13 protein-coding genes, 1 tRNA gene and 2 pseudogenes are annotated in these 14601 nt (G+C 70.9%); 6 read left to right on the top strand and 10 right to left on the bottom strand.

Annotation, left to right across the window (positions count from 1 at the left end; all coding sequences use genetic code 11):
- Window positions 1-186: 186 nt before the first annotated feature.
- The gene (locus tag ABH931_RS31230) at window positions 187-1851 is read right to left on the bottom strand and encodes an RICIN domain-containing protein (protein ID WP_370120717.1); all 1665 of its coding nucleotides are present in this window, start codon (window positions 1849-1851) and stop codon (window positions 187-189) included.
- 390 nt (window positions 1852-2241) lie between these two features.
- On the bottom strand, window positions 2242-3222 hold the full coding sequence (locus ABH931_RS31225) for a GlxA family transcriptional regulator (RefSeq protein ID WP_370120715.1): 981 nt from the start codon (window positions 3220-3222) through the stop codon (window positions 2242-2244).
- 128 nt (window positions 3223-3350) lie between these two features.
- Between ABH931_RS31225 and ABH931_RS31220 the strand changes: the two genes are divergently transcribed.
- The gene (locus tag ABH931_RS31220) at window positions 3351-4316 is read left to right on the top strand and encodes an NADP-dependent oxidoreductase (protein ID WP_370120795.1); all 966 of its coding nucleotides are present in this window, start codon (window positions 3351-3353) and stop codon (window positions 4314-4316) included.
- Window positions 4317-4346: 30 nt separating this feature from the next.
- A complete protein-coding gene (locus tag ABH931_RS31215; protein WP_370120712.1) occupies window positions 4347-4667 on the top strand; it encodes an NIPSNAP family protein in 321 nt (106 codons plus the stop codon).
- A 45-nt stretch (window positions 4668-4712) separates the two neighbouring features.
- Here the strand turns inward: ABH931_RS31215 and ABH931_RS31210 are convergent, their stop codons facing one another.
- Entirely contained in the window at window positions 4713-5618 is a 906-nt protein-coding gene (locus ABH931_RS31210) for a LysR family transcriptional regulator (protein WP_370120792.1), read from the bottom strand.
- Between the two features lie 128 nt (window positions 5619-5746).
- Between ABH931_RS31210 and ABH931_RS31205 the strand changes: the two genes are divergently transcribed.
- Entirely contained in the window at window positions 5747-6508 is a 762-nt protein-coding gene (locus ABH931_RS31205) for a YoaK family protein (RefSeq protein WP_370120709.1), read from the top strand.
- 33 nt (window positions 6509-6541) lie between these two features.
- On the opposite strand, the pseudogene ABH931_RS31200 reads toward ABH931_RS31205, so the two are convergent.
- Window positions 6542-6661 (bottom strand): annotated as a pseudogene (locus ABH931_RS31200) (GntR family transcriptional regulator); the annotation flags it as partial.
- On the opposite strand from ABH931_RS31200, the pseudogene ABH931_RS31195 reads away from it, so the two are divergent.
- Window positions 6652-6942, top strand: a pseudogene (locus ABH931_RS31195) (TetR/AcrR family transcriptional regulator); the annotation flags it as partial. The pseudogenes ABH931_RS31200 and ABH931_RS31195 overlap by 10 nt on opposite strands.
- Before the next feature lie 75 nt (window positions 6943-7017).
- Here ABH931_RS31195 and ABH931_RS31190 read toward each other — a convergent pair.
- The 6 genes from ABH931_RS31190 to ABH931_RS31165 form a co-directional block, all read right to left on the bottom strand.
- A protein-coding gene (locus tag ABH931_RS31190; RefSeq protein ID WP_370120789.1) for an IS3 family transposase occupies window positions 7018-8252 on the bottom strand; the annotation gives its coding sequence in 2 pieces (ribosomal slippage) (window positions 7018-8000 and window positions 8000-8252; 1236 coding nt in all).
- A gap of 664 nt (window positions 8253-8916) precedes the next feature.
- Window positions 8917-8990: transfer RNA gene (locus ABH931_RS31185), tRNA-Pro, on the bottom strand.
- Between the two features lie 152 nt (window positions 8991-9142).
- Window positions 9143-10477 (bottom strand): MFS transporter, encoded by a 1335-nt coding sequence (locus ABH931_RS31180; protein WP_370120706.1) that lies wholly within the window; start codon window positions 10475-10477, stop codon window positions 9143-9145.
- Between the two features lie 172 nt (window positions 10478-10649).
- Window positions 10650-11060 carry a VOC family protein gene (locus tag ABH931_RS31175; RefSeq protein ID WP_370120703.1) on the bottom strand — a complete coding sequence of 137 codons (411 nt, stop codon included), beginning with the start codon at window positions 11058-11060 and terminating at the stop codon, window positions 10650-10652.
- Between the two features lie 130 nt (window positions 11061-11190).
- Complete coding sequence (tesB, locus tag ABH931_RS31170) at window positions 11191-12060, bottom strand: acyl-CoA thioesterase II (protein ID WP_370120700.1); 870 nt, start codon at window positions 12058-12060, stop codon at window positions 11191-11193.
- Between the two features lie 78 nt (window positions 12061-12138).
- Window positions 12139-12654 (bottom strand): PTS-dependent dihydroxyacetone kinase phosphotransferase subunit DhaM, encoded by a 516-nt coding sequence (locus ABH931_RS31165; RefSeq protein WP_370120697.1) that lies wholly within the window; start codon window positions 12652-12654, stop codon window positions 12139-12141.
- A 96-nt stretch (window positions 12655-12750) separates the two neighbouring features.
- Between ABH931_RS31165 and dhaK the strand changes: the two genes are divergently transcribed.
- Together dhaK and dhaL are read left to right on the top strand one after the other, a co-directional pair.
- Window positions 12751-13797, top strand: a complete 1047-nt coding sequence (dhaK, locus tag ABH931_RS31160) for a dihydroxyacetone kinase subunit DhaK (protein ID WP_370120694.1) — start codon at window positions 12751-12753, stop codon at window positions 13795-13797.
- Between the two features lie 69 nt (window positions 13798-13866).
- Window positions 13867-14553: a dihydroxyacetone kinase subunit DhaL gene (dhaL, locus tag ABH931_RS31155; RefSeq protein WP_370120786.1), complete on the top strand. Its 687-nt coding sequence runs from the start codon at window positions 13867-13869 to the stop codon at window positions 14551-14553.
- Window positions 14554-14601 lie beyond the last annotated feature (48 nt).

Genomic DNA, 14601 nt, shown 5'->3' with positions numbered 1-14601 from the left:
GGTTCTGATCTGGCAAGGACTTGTCCTTCTGGCTCAGTGGGCTCTGGTCTCGGCCCCGGTTACCCGTCAGTTGCCGCCGGGGCCAGAAAGGTTGCCGTGCACTGGGAGAAATTTGTTGTCGGGAGGGAAAAGGGTGCGGACCCGACCCCGTCGAAGCGGCGAGGTCGGGTCCGCACGTCCCCACTACTACTTGAGAGCCACACCGCCCGAGTTGTCGTAGGCGATCGTCTTCCGGATCAGGTTGCCGCCATCGGTCTCGACCGAGGTCTGTTCCTGCTGCCCTGGACCGAACATCAGCCCGGCGATGTGCGCGTCCGCCACCTGGTCCATGTGCGCGAAGAACCAGTCGACCTTGTCGTCCTGGTAGTGGTTGAGGGTGTTGTTCTGCGCCATGTTGCCCACGGGGATCTGCCACAGGACCACCGGCTTGCCCACGGACTCGGCCATCGTCTTCCAGAACCGTAGTGCGGCGGCGGCTTTCTGGTCGTTCCAGAAGGTGTCGCGGCCGCCGTGGGCAGGCTGTGCGTACCAGCCCGCGTCACGGTCGGACACGTCGGAGACGAGGAAGTCGGCGTTGCGTGCCCCGAGGCTCGCGTAGTCCTTGACGCATCCCTGTGTGTTGGTCTGCCAGTCCCAGCAGGTGAGGTGCAGCCCCACGGCGGTGTTCGGCGCGTACTTGTGCCCCATCGAGATCAGGCACTGAGCCAGGCCGGCGGCGCTGTTCTCCTGCGATCCGCAGTCCGTCGGGTCCGCGGCCTTGACCTGCGCGGCGACCTGGTGCGGGTCGCCGAGCGACCGGACGTAGCCCCAGAAGTCGGGCTCGAGGTCGATCATGTCGTGCGAGGTGCCGATCTTCTGGAGGAAGAAGCGGTAGTCGTTCAGGTAGCGGGTGAGCAGGTCGGCCCTGTTGATGGCCTGGACCTCGCCCGGACCGTCGCCCTGGCCCGCCGCGTCCCCGAGGTCGCGCAGCGAGTACCACGTCCAGAGCATCTTCTGCGGACGCGGGTTGCCCTTGTACGTCGCCTGGGCCGCCACGCTGTCCCGCCAGGTCACGTAGGTTCCGGGCGCCGTGGTGCTGCCGTTCCAGCAGCCCCACCAGCCCGACCAGCCGTCGTGGCAGCGCGCTGCCGAGTAGTAGTCCGACGAGGGCGCGGGCTGGCTGTGCACATAGGCGTACCGCACGTCGAACGGCGCGGCGGCCGCTGAGGCGTCGGACATCGAGCCGCCGATGAGCACCGTGCTGCTGCCCATGAAACGCTTCGCCGAGCTGCCGCCGCCCGCGGGGGCCGGCGGCGCCGACGTCGGGCGGGTACCGCTCGGCGTGGCGGGCGCGGTGGGCGTGGCGCTGCTGCCGGAGCTCCCCGGGTTCCCGGTGCCGCTGACGCTTCCGGCCGGGACGAGCTGCCACTGCTGGTTGGCGCCGTTCCAGTCGTGGTACTGGGCTATGCGGCCCCCGTTGGCCTTGGAGCCCAGCGGGACCTCGACGGCCTTGCCGCTGAAGTTGTTGATCAGACGTATGTAGCCGTCCGGCGACTTCTCCAGGTGGAACTGCTGGTTGGCGCCGTTGAGGTCGCGCCACTGCACCAGCTGGGAGCCTTCGGTCTTCGACCAGCCGTAGTCGTCGAGCACCTTGCCGGAGTTCCGGTTCTGCAGGCGGTAGTTCCCGTCACCCGCGTCGATGAACTTCCACTGCTGATTGGTCCCGCCGGTACGGCTCCACTGCACCACCGGGGCACCGTCGTTCGTGGCGTAGCCGAGGTCGTCCAGGGCCTCGCCGGTGTTGTGGTTGACCAGCACGTACCAGGCGTTCGTGTCCACGGTGTCCGCTGAGGCCGTGTTGATCGCGACCACGGAGCCGCCAACGACCGCAAGGCTGACGGCCGCCCAGAAACTCCGACGCCGGTACAGCCGAAGGCCGCGATGCGTCTTCCGCCGCCCCGGAACGCCCGAGCGGAACGACGCGCGACCATGGCGGGCGCGTCCGCCGGGCGACGCCTCTGGCGACGTGGATGGGCGAGGGGCCATGTCGATGCTCTCTTTCAGCCGTGCCTTTGACCAGACCGCTTGTCCGGGCACCACTCAGTTGTCACCGCTCCCGGAAAGGTTGTCTCGACCGCGAAGATTTTTTTCCGGGCACCTCGCGCCGGCCGGCGATCACGGAGTCGGGCGGAGGCGGCGGCTGGCGCGGAAACGCAGCCGACGACCGGTCAGCCGGTCGTCGGCGATGGGTGGACAGTGGGGTCACCGTGCCGTGGTCGGCTCCGGTGCTCTGTGAGCGCGACGGTAGGCCAGTGGTGACAGGCCCAGGTACGTGTGGAAGTGCTTGCGCAGGGCGACAGGGTCGCCGAAGCCGCAGGCGGTGGCGATCCGTGCGACGGTCAGGTCGGTGGATTCCAGCAGCAGGCGCGCGTGGGCCAGCCGCCGCTGTGCCAGCCACTTCAGCGGGCTGCTGCCCACCTCGCTGCGGAACCGGCGGGTGAAGGTGCGCTCGCTCATGAGCGCGTGCCGGGCCATGTCCTCCAGTGTGATCGGCTCGGCCAGCCGGTCCAGTGCCCACTGCCGGGTCGCCGAAGTGGAACGGTCGGTGTCCTGCGGAACCGGGTGCTCGATGAACTGGGCCTGCCCGCCCTCGCGCCACGGTGCCACGACGCAGTGCCGCGCGGCGGTCGAGGCCACGGCCGCCCCGTGGTCCTGACGAACCAGGTGCAGGCACAGGTCGATGCCCGCCGCTCCGCCGGCGGACGTCAGGATGCGTCCGTTGTCGACGAACAGTACGTCCGGATCGACGTCAACGTCGGGGAACAGCCGCGCCAGCGCGTCACACAGCGCCCAGTGCGTGGTGGCCCGCCGGCCGTCCAGCAGACCGGCCGCTGCGAGCAGGAAGGCCGAGGTGCACAGGCTGACGATGCGGGTTTGCGGACCTATCCGGTCCAGCGCCGCAGCGAGTTCCTTGGGGAGCTCGCCGGTCGCGAGCAGTTGCTCGCTGGGCTCCTGTGTGGCCAGAACGACGGTGTCCGCGGTCTCCAGCGCCGACTCGTCGTGGTCGACGACGATCCGGTAGTCCTCGTGCGTGCGCACCGGCCGGCCGCCGAGGGAGCAGGTTGTGACGGAGTACAGACGGGTCCCGTCCGGTTCACGGGCCTCGTTGAACACCCGGGCCGGGATGCCCAGGTCCAGCGGCTGGACTCCGTCGAGGGCGAGAACGACAACGCGGTGCGTCATGGCTGGAATAGTACGACAGATGTCCCCCCGGCCACTCACCCGCCTCTGCGGGCACACGCCACGCTTTCTTGTGCCGGCACCGCGGTCCCGGCACAAGAAACAGTGAGACGCACATGAGCGAGGACAACATGAGTGAGCACACGATGCGGGCAGTCACCATCAGCGAGTTCGGCGGAGCGGAGGTGCTGACCGTCGAGGAGGTCGCGCGCCCCGAGCCGCTGCCGACCGAGGTGCTGGTACGGGTCCACGCCGCCGGGATCAACCCGGTGGACTGGAAGACCCGCGAGGGCCAGGGAATGGCGGGGCTGCAGACGCTCCCGCTGATCCTCGGCTGGGACGTCTCCGGCGTCGTCGAGAAGGTCGGCTTCGGCGTCACCACCCTGAAGGTCGGCGACGAGGTCTACGGCATGCCGTGGTTCCCGCGCGCAGCCGGCGGCTACGCCGAGTACGTCACCGCCCCGGCCCGCCAGTTCGCCGGCAAGCCGGCCACCATCGACCACGTGCACGCGGCCGCCGTGCCGCTGGCCGCGCTCACCGCCTGGCAGACCGTGGTCGACACCGCCCACGTGCAGGCGGGCCAGCGCGTGCTGATCACGGCCGCCGCCGGCGGGGTGGGCCACTTCGCCGTCCAGTTCGCCCACCACCTGGGCGCCCACGTGATCGCCACCGCCAGCGCCGCACGCCACCCCTGGCTCAAGGAACTGGGCGCCGACGAGAGCATCGACTACACCACCACCCGCTTCGAGGACGTCGTGAGGGACGTCGACGTCGTCATCGACCTGGTGGGCGACGCCCACGACCGGACCAGCACCCGCTCGCTGAAGGTCCTGCGCCCGGGCGGCCTACTGGTTGCCATCCCGGCCGGCGTCTCCCCGGAACTGGCCCAGGCCGCCGAGGCAGCCGGGGTGCGGGTCACCCCGTACCTGGTCGAGCCGGACGGTCCCGCGCTGACCACGATCGCCGGCCTGATCGACGCCGGCGAGGTCGCCGTCGAGGTGGAGGAGACCTTCCCCCTGGAACAGGTCGCCGCGGCCCACGCCCGCGTCGAGGCCGGCCGCACCCGCGGCAAGGTCGTCCTCACCGTGACCGACTGACCTTCCCTGCAAGCAGTTTGGAGCAGCACCGTGTACTACGAGATCCGTCGCTACCAGGCGCAGCCCGGACGCCGCGAGGAGTGGGTGCGCTACATGGAGGACGTGGTCATCCCGTTCCAGGCCTCGCTGGGCATGGACGTGACCGCCTCCTTCGTCGACGCCCAGGACGAGGACGGCTACGTGTGGATCCGCCGCTTCGAGGACGAGGCCCAGAGCGAGGCCCTGTACGAGGCCGTGTACCAGCATGACCGCTGGAAGAACAAGATCGGCCCGGCCGTCTACGGCCTGCTGATCCCCGAGAAGTCCGTCGTCACCCGCGTGGTCCCCACCCCGGCCTCATCCCTGCGGTGACCTGACGTGACCCAGGCCGATCGCCTCGGCGGGCGTTCAGGGCGTTCAGGGCGTGCGGGTGGCGGCGTGGTCGCGCAGGAGTGTGGCGAAGGCTTGCGCGGCGGGTGTGAGGGAGTGGTCGGAGAGGCGGACGAGCAGGATGCGGCGGACCGGCGCGGGCGGCTCCAGCGGCAGGACGCTGACGCCGGGGCGGATGCCTTCCAGGGCCAGGGTCGGGGCGAGCGCGACGCCGATGCCGGCGGCGACCATGGCCTGGGCCTCCTGGTAGTCGTGGGCCTCGTAGGCGATCTGGGGCTCGAAGCCGGCGGCGCGGCAGCTGCGGTCCAGGGCCTCCGCGACCGGGTGCTGGTCGGCGCGGGTGATCCAGGGATCGCCTGCGACTTCCGCGAGAGTGGCCGAGGGGTGGCCCGCGAGCGGGTGCCGGTCGCTGACGAGGAGGGCCGGGGGGTCGTCGAGGAGCGGGGTGACGACGGCGTCCTCCCGGTCGATGCGGCACCAGTCGTAGTCCCACATCAGGGAGAGCTCGATCTCCCGGTTCTCCAGCATCGACCACAGTCCGGCCATGCGGTCACTGCGCACCGTCAGCCGTACGTCGGGGTGTGCCTCGCGGAAGGCGATGACGGCGGACGGGAGCAGGGAGGCGGCCACCGTGGGGAACGTGCCGACACGGAGAGTACCCGCGCGCAGTCCCGCGAAGTCGGCGAGTTCGTTGTCCGCGGCCCTCAGCTCCCGTTCGATCCGCTCTCCGCGCTCGGCCAGGGCACGCCCGGCGTCAGTGAGGGTCACCCCCCGCGCACGGCGCTCCAGAAGGGGCTGGCCGGCCTCCGCCTCCAGGCGACTGACCTGCTGTGACACCGCCGATGGGGTGTAGTTGAGCGCCCGTGCGGTCGCGGTCACCGAGCCGCGACGCGCGACCTCCACGAAGAGCAGGATGCGCCGCACGTCGAGCATGGCGCCACCTCCGTCGTTCACTTCAGCTTAATACCCATGCAGATTTCCGAGATTGTACTTCACGCTTTCGTCACTCACTGTGGAAGTACCGCACGGAGGAGCCGTCGGGATTCCACGAGGAGCCAGTTGTGTCGCGCCGGCAGGGCGAGATGATCCGTGAGGTGCAGCCCGCTGCTCCGGAGCCACCGCTCCCCACGTCGCAGTCCGTGGGGCTGGGCGTTCTGCTGGCTCTGGTGGGCGGGGCGCTCGACGCCTTCACGTTCGTCGGCCACGGCGGGGTCTTCGCCAATGCGCAGACCGGGAACATCGTCCTGCTGGGCATCGCGGTCGCGCGGGGGCAGTGGGCACAGGCCCTCCGTCACCTGCCCGCGATCCTGGCCTTCGTCCTGGGCGTGGTCGTCGCGGAGACTCTGAAGCGGCCCCGCGTGGCCGCTGTCGTGCGATGGCCGGCCCGCGCGGCCCTCGCCCTGGAGATCGTGGTGCTTGCTGCCGTGGGGTTGATGCCCGTGGGCACGCCGGACCTGGTCGTCACGGTCGTGATCGCCTTCGTCGCGTCGGTGCAGGTGTCCACCTTCCGCAAGCTGGTGGACACCGCGTACAACACCACGATGACAACGGGAAACCTCCGTACCGCGATCCAGAGCGCGTGCACGGCGGTCGTCGACCGCGATCGGGAAGCGGCGCGCCGAGCGCGCCAGTTGGCCGCCGTCATCACTGCCTTCCTTGCCGGCGCGTTCGGAGGCGGCCTGCTGACGGCAACCGGGGGTGTCCTCGGCCTGTGGGCTGTCGTCGGTCTCCTCATGCTGGGACTGGCGCTGTTCGTCTACGACGAGCGCGTAGCCGTGCGATCGTCAGCCCACGCGGGCGGGAGTCCGCACGGCAACAGGTAGCGCGCGGCGGCCCTCGCCAGGCGGACCGTCCTGTCACTTGTCCGCTGGCGAGCCCCACGGCAGGGCTTCTCCCGACCGCAGGTGCTCCCTCAGCCAGAGCTGGGTGTTGCTGACGTGCAGCAGCGCGGCGGCCTGGCTGAGGGAGGCGTCGCGGCCTCGGCCACATCTACTCCGAGTCGGGCCTGGCCCCCCGGGCCGTACGCGATCTGGAGATCGGTATGGCCTCCGGCCGGTTCACCATCTCGGACCCGGCCAGTGCCCTGGTGGCCCTCGGAGGCTCGCTGCTGGCACTGGTGGAGCAGAGTTTCGCCCGCCCGGAACTCGACGGCGACGAGGCCGCATCCAATCTGGCCCGGATGCTGCTGCAGATGCTGGGGCTCACCCCGGAGGACGCCCACGAGGTCGCCCACCGCCCGCTGCCCGACATCGACTGATACGGCCGCCCCAGTGCCGGAGCCAGTGGGGCTGCCATGGCCGTGAGGTGACCCCCGGAGTGTGGACACAGGGGTTTATGCCGCGAGTGTGAGTCTATGCCCGCGCTGGTGCTGCCATTCGAACTCGACGGGTGAGAGGTAGCCGAGGGAGCTGTGGCGTCTGCGGGCGTTGTAGTAGGTGAGCCACTGGAAGATCTCCAGTCGTGCCTGACGGACCGTCGTGAACGTGTCCCGCAAGGCTTCTCTCTTCAGCCCCTGCCAGAAGCTCTCGGCGAGGGCGTTGTCGTAGCTGGACCCGACGCGTCCCATGCTCCTGCGAATGCCGAAATAGTCGCTGACCTGGGCGAACGTGGCGGAGGTGTACTGCGATCCCCTGTCCGCGTGGAAGATCACCCCGGCCACGCGGCCGCCGCGGGTGGCCACTGCCATCGTGAGGGCGTCGACGACCAACTGCGTGCGCATGTGGGTGGCCATCGACCAGCCGAGCACCCGGCGTGAGCAGATGTCGATCACGCAGGCGAGATAGAGCCATGTGCCGCCGACCTGCACGTATGTGATGTCGCCGCACCACTTCTCGTCCAGTTGCACGGCGGTGAACTCGCGTCGGACCAGGTCAGGGGCGGGAGGCGCCAGCCGGTCGGGGACCGTGGTGCGCTTGCGCTTGCGCAAGTACCGGCCCTCGATCCCGTTCACGCGCATGAGCCGTTCGACGCGCTTGCGGTTGCGTTCGACGCGCTTGCGGTTGACCGTGTGGCCGAAGCCCCGCAGCTCGGCGTGGACCCGGCGCACTCCGTAGGTGCCATTGTGGCTCGCATGAATCTCGCGGATCTCCGCGACCAGGACGTCGTCGGCCACCCGGCGGGCCTGCCGGGCCTCGGCACCGGCCAGCCACCGGTAGTAGCCCGAACGCGCCACGCCCAGGACCCGGCATATCCGCTGCACGCCGAACTCGGCGCGGTGGGCGGAGATGAAGTCCCAGCGGCCGGTCATGCCCTCATCTCCCGCGCGAAATACTGGGCCGCCCGCCGCAGGATCTCCCGCTCGAGCTCCCACTCCTTCTCGGCCTTGCGCAGCCGGCCCAGCTCGGCCCGCAGCCGCACGAGTTCCTCGTCGCGGCTCTCCGACGGGACCTCGCCGTTGCTCGCACGGCCGGCCTGCTCGTCGGCCTGCCGCACCCAAGACCGCAGCGTCTCGCCGGTCACCCCGACGTCCGCCGCGACCGCCGCATATGTGCGCCGCCCACCCGCCGCGCGAAACAGCGCCACCGCGTCATTCCTGAACTCCATCGGATATGGAGACTTCCGTCCCACCAGGACACCCTTCCTCGGACCATCAAGATCCATTGTCAGCGTGTCCACACGAAGGGAGTCACCTCAGGAGACGCGCGCCACCCCAGTTTCGGCGCGTGCCCGAGCTGCCCGACCGAGGCACTCGCCCACGGAGACCTGGACACCGCTCTGCGGGCAGCTGAGAAGGCAGGCGCGGACACAACGCCTCTCCCGCTCCTGGACGTGTGTACGCCCCCGGAGCGCTACCCGCGTCAGATCCCACTGGCCGACCGGCCGAAGGTCTGACCGTCAGAGCCCTGCCAACCCTTCGAGATTGCGCATCACGGGCTCCGGTCGGAGAAGGGTTCCCTCCCGCCTTTGACGCCAGCCTGGCTGCGGACGGGGCAAGACTTCCGACTACGCACGGTCAACATACGATGTGACGCACGCCACATCAAATTGGGCTGCCGAATCGGATGGGGATCATCCGATTCCTGCTGGTCAGCGCCTCGAATGTCCGATCAGCCTCTTCTGAGCGATCGTCAAAAACCGCTCACCGAACAGGCTGGTCCCCAAATGGTCCCCAAAGAGCGGTGTAGCGCACTTGACCGGACCCTTTGGTCGGCAAGTGAGGTGGCTGACGCTGGACAGCAAAAAGCCCTCCGACCTGGACTTTCATCCAGATCGGAGGGCTCCGACATCGCTGTCGGGACGACAGGATTTGAACCTGCGACCCCTTGACCCCCAGTCAAGTGCGCTACCAAGCTGCGCCACGTCCCGTGACTGCTCTGCCTTGCGGCCTAGCGGTCCGTCCCCGGTCTCCCGGGCACAGGAAGAACAATACAGGATCGGAGGCCGTGCTTGTGCACGGGTTTCCATGTGGATGAGTGCAGGTCACAGCTGTGGGGGTGGTGGGGAGGCCCAGAAGGTGATCAAGGGGAGGGGGTCCGGGAGTCGTAGCGGAGGAAGGACGGGTAGCGGGCCAGGAGGAGGGCCAGGGTGGCCAGGCAGGCCAGGCCGCCGGTCGCGGCGGAGATGGACGGGGTGGTGAGCTGCGCCACGACGCCGGATTCGAAGTCGCCGAGGCGGGGGCCGCCGGCGACGACGACGATGAAGACGCCCTGGAGGCGGCCGCGCATGTCGTCCGGGGCGGCGGCCTGGAGCATCGTGTTGCGGAAGATCATCGAGACCGTGTCCGACGCGCCTGCGCAGGCGAGGAGGGCCAGCGCGAGCCAGAGGTGGTGGGCGAGGCCGAAGCCCGCGCAGGCGAAGCCCCAGGCCGCGACTGCGAGTGAGGTGGCCAGGCCGTGGCGGTGGACACGGCCGACCCAGCCGGAGAAGAGGCCGCCCGCGAGCGCGCCGACGGCCGGCGCGGCCGTGAGCAGGCCGACGGTGCCGGCGCCGCCGCCGTAGACGGTGGCGGCGAGGGCAGGGAAGAGGGCGCGGGGCATGCCGAAGACCATGGCCGCGATGTCCGCGAGGAAGGTCATCCGCAGGTTCGGCCGGTCGCGGAGGAAGCGCAGGCCGTCCAGGACCGAGGCGCGCTTGCCGTCGGGGGAGGCCTCCGGCTTCATGGCGGGCAGCCGCCACATCGCGTAGAGGGAGGCGCCGAAGGCCAGGGCGTCGACGATGTACGCGGCCTGGAAGCCCCACAGTCCGATGAAGAGGCCGCCGATCATCGGGCCGATGGTCAGGCCCAGGTTCATGCTCATGCTGCCCAGGGCGTTGGCCGCCGGGAGCTGCTCGGCCGGGACCAGGCGCGGGATCATCGACGCCCGAGCTGGGGCGTTGATCGCGAAGCAGACCGCCTGGAGGGCCACGACCCCGTAGAGCAGCCCGACGGCGTGCAGGCTGAGCAGCGCCTGGACGGCCAGGAGGACCGAGAGGACCGCCGCGCCGCTTGCTCCCAGGAGGCCGAGCTTGCGGCGGTCGACGCGGTCGGCGACCGCGCCGCCGTAGAGGCCGAAGGAGACGAGGGGCAGCAGCGAGCACAGGCCGATCAGGCCGGTCGCGAAGGGGGAGTGTGTGAGTGCGTAGACCTGCACGGAGACAGCGAGCGCCGTCATCTGCTGTCCGATGCCCGAGACCGCCTGCCCGAACCAGAGCCGCCGGTAGTCGGGGTGCTCCCGCAGCGGCGTGATGTCCGCGAGGGCGCTGCGGACGGAACGGCCGAGGCGCGCCAGGGGGCCCGTGCCGGCGAGGGACTCGGCGGCGTTCGGGGCCGGACTCGGGGCGGCGGCGGAGTCGGACTGCTGTTCTATGGGCACGGGTCATCTTCCCCCACCCGTCTGTGAACCCGGACGGCGGTCCGGATACCGATCCGTGACCGGCGGGAGGCACCGGCGGGAGGCACCGGCGGGGACGCACCGGTGGGGCAGCCCCCGGCCGGGAGGCACCGGCTGCGGGGAGTCACCGGTGGGGGAGCCCCCCACGGGGAGGCTAGGCGCGGGTGCAGATGCAGAACGGGTGCCCGGCCGGGTCCAGCATGACCAGCAGTCCGCCCTCCCGGTTGGACTGGTACTCCGCCGTGGTGGCCCCCAGGGCGGTCAGCCGGGCCTCGGCGGCGTCGATGTCGTCGACGTAGAACTCCATGTGGATCTGGAGCGGCACCGTGGACGAGGGCCAGGACGGACGCCGGTAGTCCACGACCCGACGGAAGATCCACAGTGTGCCGGCCATCCTGACCCAGGCGGAGTCGTCCTCGCGCCGTACCAGCTCGCCGTTCGCGGCGGCCTGGTAGAAGTCGGCCGTCGGGCCGGGGTCAGCGCAGTCGACGGTGATGGCGGCGAGTTCGATCGTCGCCGGTTCGCATGCGGTGGCGGTGACGGTGACGGAGGCGGGCGTGGTCACGGGACTCCTCGGCAAGGACAAGGTCAGGGGCGGGAGCAAGGGCAGAGGCAGCGCAGGGCGCTGGAACGGATCACCGAATCCTGGCCGAGGGGGTGCCCGTGGGGACAGCGAATGTGTGCGGGTCGGCGCCTCAATCGATGCGGCGGAAGAGGCCCTCCTGCATCACAGACACCACCAGCTGCCCCTGGCGGTCGAAGATCTGCCCGCGGGCGAGCCCGCGACCGCCGAACGCCACCGGGGACTCCTGCTGGTAGAGCAGCCACTCGTCGGCACGGAACGGGCGGTGGAACCACATGGCGTGGTCCAGTGAGGCCATGTCGAAGTGCCGCTTGCCCCACAGCGGCTCCACGGGCACGCGGACGGAGTCCAGCAGCGTCATGTCGCTGGCGTAGGTGACCGCGCAGGTGTGGATCAGCGGGTCGTCGGGGAGGGTGCCGTTGGTGCGCAGCCAGACCGCGCTGCGCGGCTCGACGCCCTTCAGCTCCTCCTCGGTCCAGCGCAGGCGCTCGACGTAGCGCAGGTCGAAGGGCTGGCGGCGGCTGATGAAGGGCGGCAGCTCGCCGAGGACCGAGCCCACTTCGTCCAGTGCCGAGGGGACGTCCTCCGGCGCCGGCACGTCCGGCATCGCCGTCTGGTGCTCGAACGGCGACTCCTCGGGCAGGTGGAAGTCGGCGGTGAGCGCGAAGATCGTCTTGCCCTGCTGGACGCCGAGCACCCGACGGGTGGTGAACGAGCGCCCGTCGCGGATGCGGTCGACCTGGTAGACGATCGGGACCCCGGGTGTGCCCGGGCGCAGGAAGTAGGCGTGGAGCGAGTGCACCGGACGGTCGGGGTCGACGGTGCGGCTGGCGGCCACCAGCGCCTGGCCTGCCACCTGGCCGCCGAAGACGCGCTGCAGGGACTCCTCGGGGCTGCGGCCCCGGAAGATGTTGACCTCGATCTGCTCCAGATCCAGCAGGTCCACCAGGTTGTCGACGGGACTGCCCACGTCAGCGCTCACTCTCCTCGATCAGTACTGGTTGCATTCTTCCAGGGGTCCCGGCACGCTGCCCGGTCGCTGCTGCGGGCGGCTTGGGGCTCAGAACTTCGGGACCGACCGGGCCTCGCGGGCGGCCGCGGCGACGTCGGGGAGCGACGCGCCGGTGGACGCGGCCACGACGGCGGCCACGCCACCCTCGACGAAGGGCGCGTCGACGAGCAGCGCGTCCACGCGTCCGAGGTCGGCCAGGACCAGACGGGCCGTGAGCACGGAGCTGCCGAGGTCGGGAAGGATCAGCACGCCCGCGCCCGCGTCAGCCGCGGCGACGGCCGCCTCGATGCGCTCGTAGCTGGTGCCGAGACCCCCGTCGGGCGAGCCGTCCTCGGCGCCGCCGGCCGTGGCGATCGGGACCAGCCCGCCGCCCAGCGGTTGCAGCAGTTCGCGCAGACCCTCGGCCAGGCGTGCGCTGTGCGAGACCAGGACCAGCCCGACGGTTCCCGGCCGCTCGGCCCGCTCGGTCGGCTCGGGGCGGACGGCGTGCGGGAGTGGTGCGTCTTCTTCCCTCGGCGGTGAGACGCGGACACGATCGGTGGGCGCGTTACTGCTCTCGGTCATGGTCGCGATGCTAGATTCGCGGCTCGCCGAAGTGGAAGCACGTGTGGGGACGCGCGTGGCGCGTCCGTCCGCCGGGTGCACGGGAGGGCTGCCGTCGTGAAGAAGTTCCTCAACACCCCCGAGACGTATGTGGCCGACAGCTTGGCCGGCCTGGCGGCCGCGCACCTCACGCTGACCGTGGTCAGAGGCGACACCGGTGACCCGGGCGAAGGCGCGCCGTTCGTCCGGCGGACGGCGCCGACGCGGCCCGGGAAGGTGGCGCTGGTGTCCGGCGGCGGATCCGGCCACGAGCCGTTGCACGGCGGCTTCGTGGGCGTCGGGATGCTCGACGCGGCCTGCCCCGGTGAGGTGTTCACCTCGCCCGTGCCCGGCCAGCTGCTGGCCGCGACCCGCGCGGTCGACGCCGGAGCGGGGGTGGTCCTGGTGGTGAAGAACTACACAGGGGACGTGCTCAACTTCCAGATGGGGGCCGAGCTCGCCGCCGAGGAGGCCGGGATCGCGGTGGAGACGGTCCTGGTCGACGACGACGTGGCGGTCCAGGACTCCACCTGGACGGCGGGCCGGCGCGGCACCGGGGCGACGGTGTTCGTCGAGAAGATCGCGGGCGCGCTGGCGGAGCGCGGCGCCGAGCTGGCGGCCGTCGCCGACATGGGCCGACGCGTGAACGCGTACGCGCGATCCTTCGCCGTCGCGCTGACGGCCTGCACGACGCCCGCCAACGGCAGGCCGGGGTTCCTGCTGCCGGACGACGAGATGGAGGTCGGCGTCGGCATCCACGGCGAGCCGGGCCGTCGGCGGGCGAAGCTGGCCACGGCGGCGGAGGTGGCGGAGCTGGCGCTGGACGCGATCCTCGCCGAGCCGGTCTTCGCGCAGACCGGTGGCGGCGGGGCGGACGCGGCCGACGTGATCGTCATGGTGAACGGGCTCGGCGCGACGCCGCTCGCGGAGCTGTACATCCTCTTCCACGAGGTCTCCCGGCTGCTCGCCGGACGGGGCGTCACCATCGTGCGCAGCCTGGTCGGGAACTACGTCACGAGTCTGGACATGGCGGGCGCGTCGTTCACGCTCTGTCGCGTCGATGACGAGATGCTGGAGCTGTGGGACGCGCCTGTGAACACACCGGCGCTGCGCTGGGGGATGTGAACTCGCGCGGGAGTCCTGGACGGTGGGGGAGGGGTCACAGGCGTGAACGACGCGAGCGGTGCCAACGGTGTGAACGGGAACGGCCGGGCCGACGACGGAAACCGGGTCGACACGCTCGACATCGCGACCACGCGTGCCTGGATCCGCGCGGCGGCTGCGGCCGTCGACCGCGACCGGGAGGTGTTGACCGCGCTCGACGCCGCGATCGGCGACGCCGACCACGGCGCGAACATGAACCGCGGCTTCACGGCCGTGACGGCCGCGATCGGTGGTGACTACGCGCCCGAGACGGTCGGGCAGCTGCTGGCCAAGGTCGGCATGACGCTGATCTCCAGTGTCGGCGGCGCGTCCGGCCCGCTGTACGGGTCGGCGTTCCGCGCCGCCGGCCGCCAGCTCGCCACCCCCGAGGCGGACGGAGACCAGCTCGCGCTGGCGTTGCGCGCCGCGCTGGACGCGGTCCGCGCGCTGGGCGCGGCCGCCGCCGGGGACAAGACGATGGTCGACGCCCTGATGCCCGCCGTCACGGCCTTCGACGACGCGGTCACCTCCGGCGCCGAGCTCCGTGCGGCGGCGCGCGCCGCGTCCGACGCCGCCGACGCCGGCGCCCGGGCCACCACCCCGCTCCAGGCCCGCAAGGGTCGCGCCTCCTACCTCGGCGAACGCAGCATCGGCCACCAGGACCCGGGCGCGACCTCCACCGCCCTGATCTTCGCCGCTCTGGCGGACACGCTGGACGCCCGGGTGGCCGAGCGCTGAACCGCGGGCTCACGGGCGCGGGGGTCCCCCGAACGGCCGACGCGTCGC

This window comes from Streptacidiphilus sp. MAP12-33 (assembly GCF_041261265.1).
Lineage (GTDB): Bacteria > Actinomycetota > Actinomycetes > Streptomycetales > Streptomycetaceae > Streptacidiphilus.
Note: the sequence above shows the minus strand (reverse complement) of the source record. Positions and strands in the feature narration are given on the sequence as shown.

Bases quoted from the DNA above. Each gene is read 5' to 3' on its own strand.
- ABH931_RS31210 (WP_370120792.1), bottom strand. From the start codon at position 5,618: ATGCTCGACGTGCGGCGCATCCTGCTCTTCGTGGAGGTCGCGCGTCGC.
- ABH931_RS31165 (WP_370120697.1), bottom strand. From the start codon at position 12,654: ATGACCGAGAGCAGTAACGCGCCCACCGATCGTGTCCGCGTCTCACCG.
- ABH931_RS31225 (WP_370120715.1), bottom strand. From the start codon at position 3,222: ATGACGCACCGCGTTGTCGTTCTCGCCCTCGACGGAGTCCAGCCGCTG.
- ABH931_RS31220 (WP_370120795.1), top strand. From the start codon at position 3,351: ATGAGTGAGCACACGATGCGGGCAGTCACCATCAGCGAGTTCGGCGGA.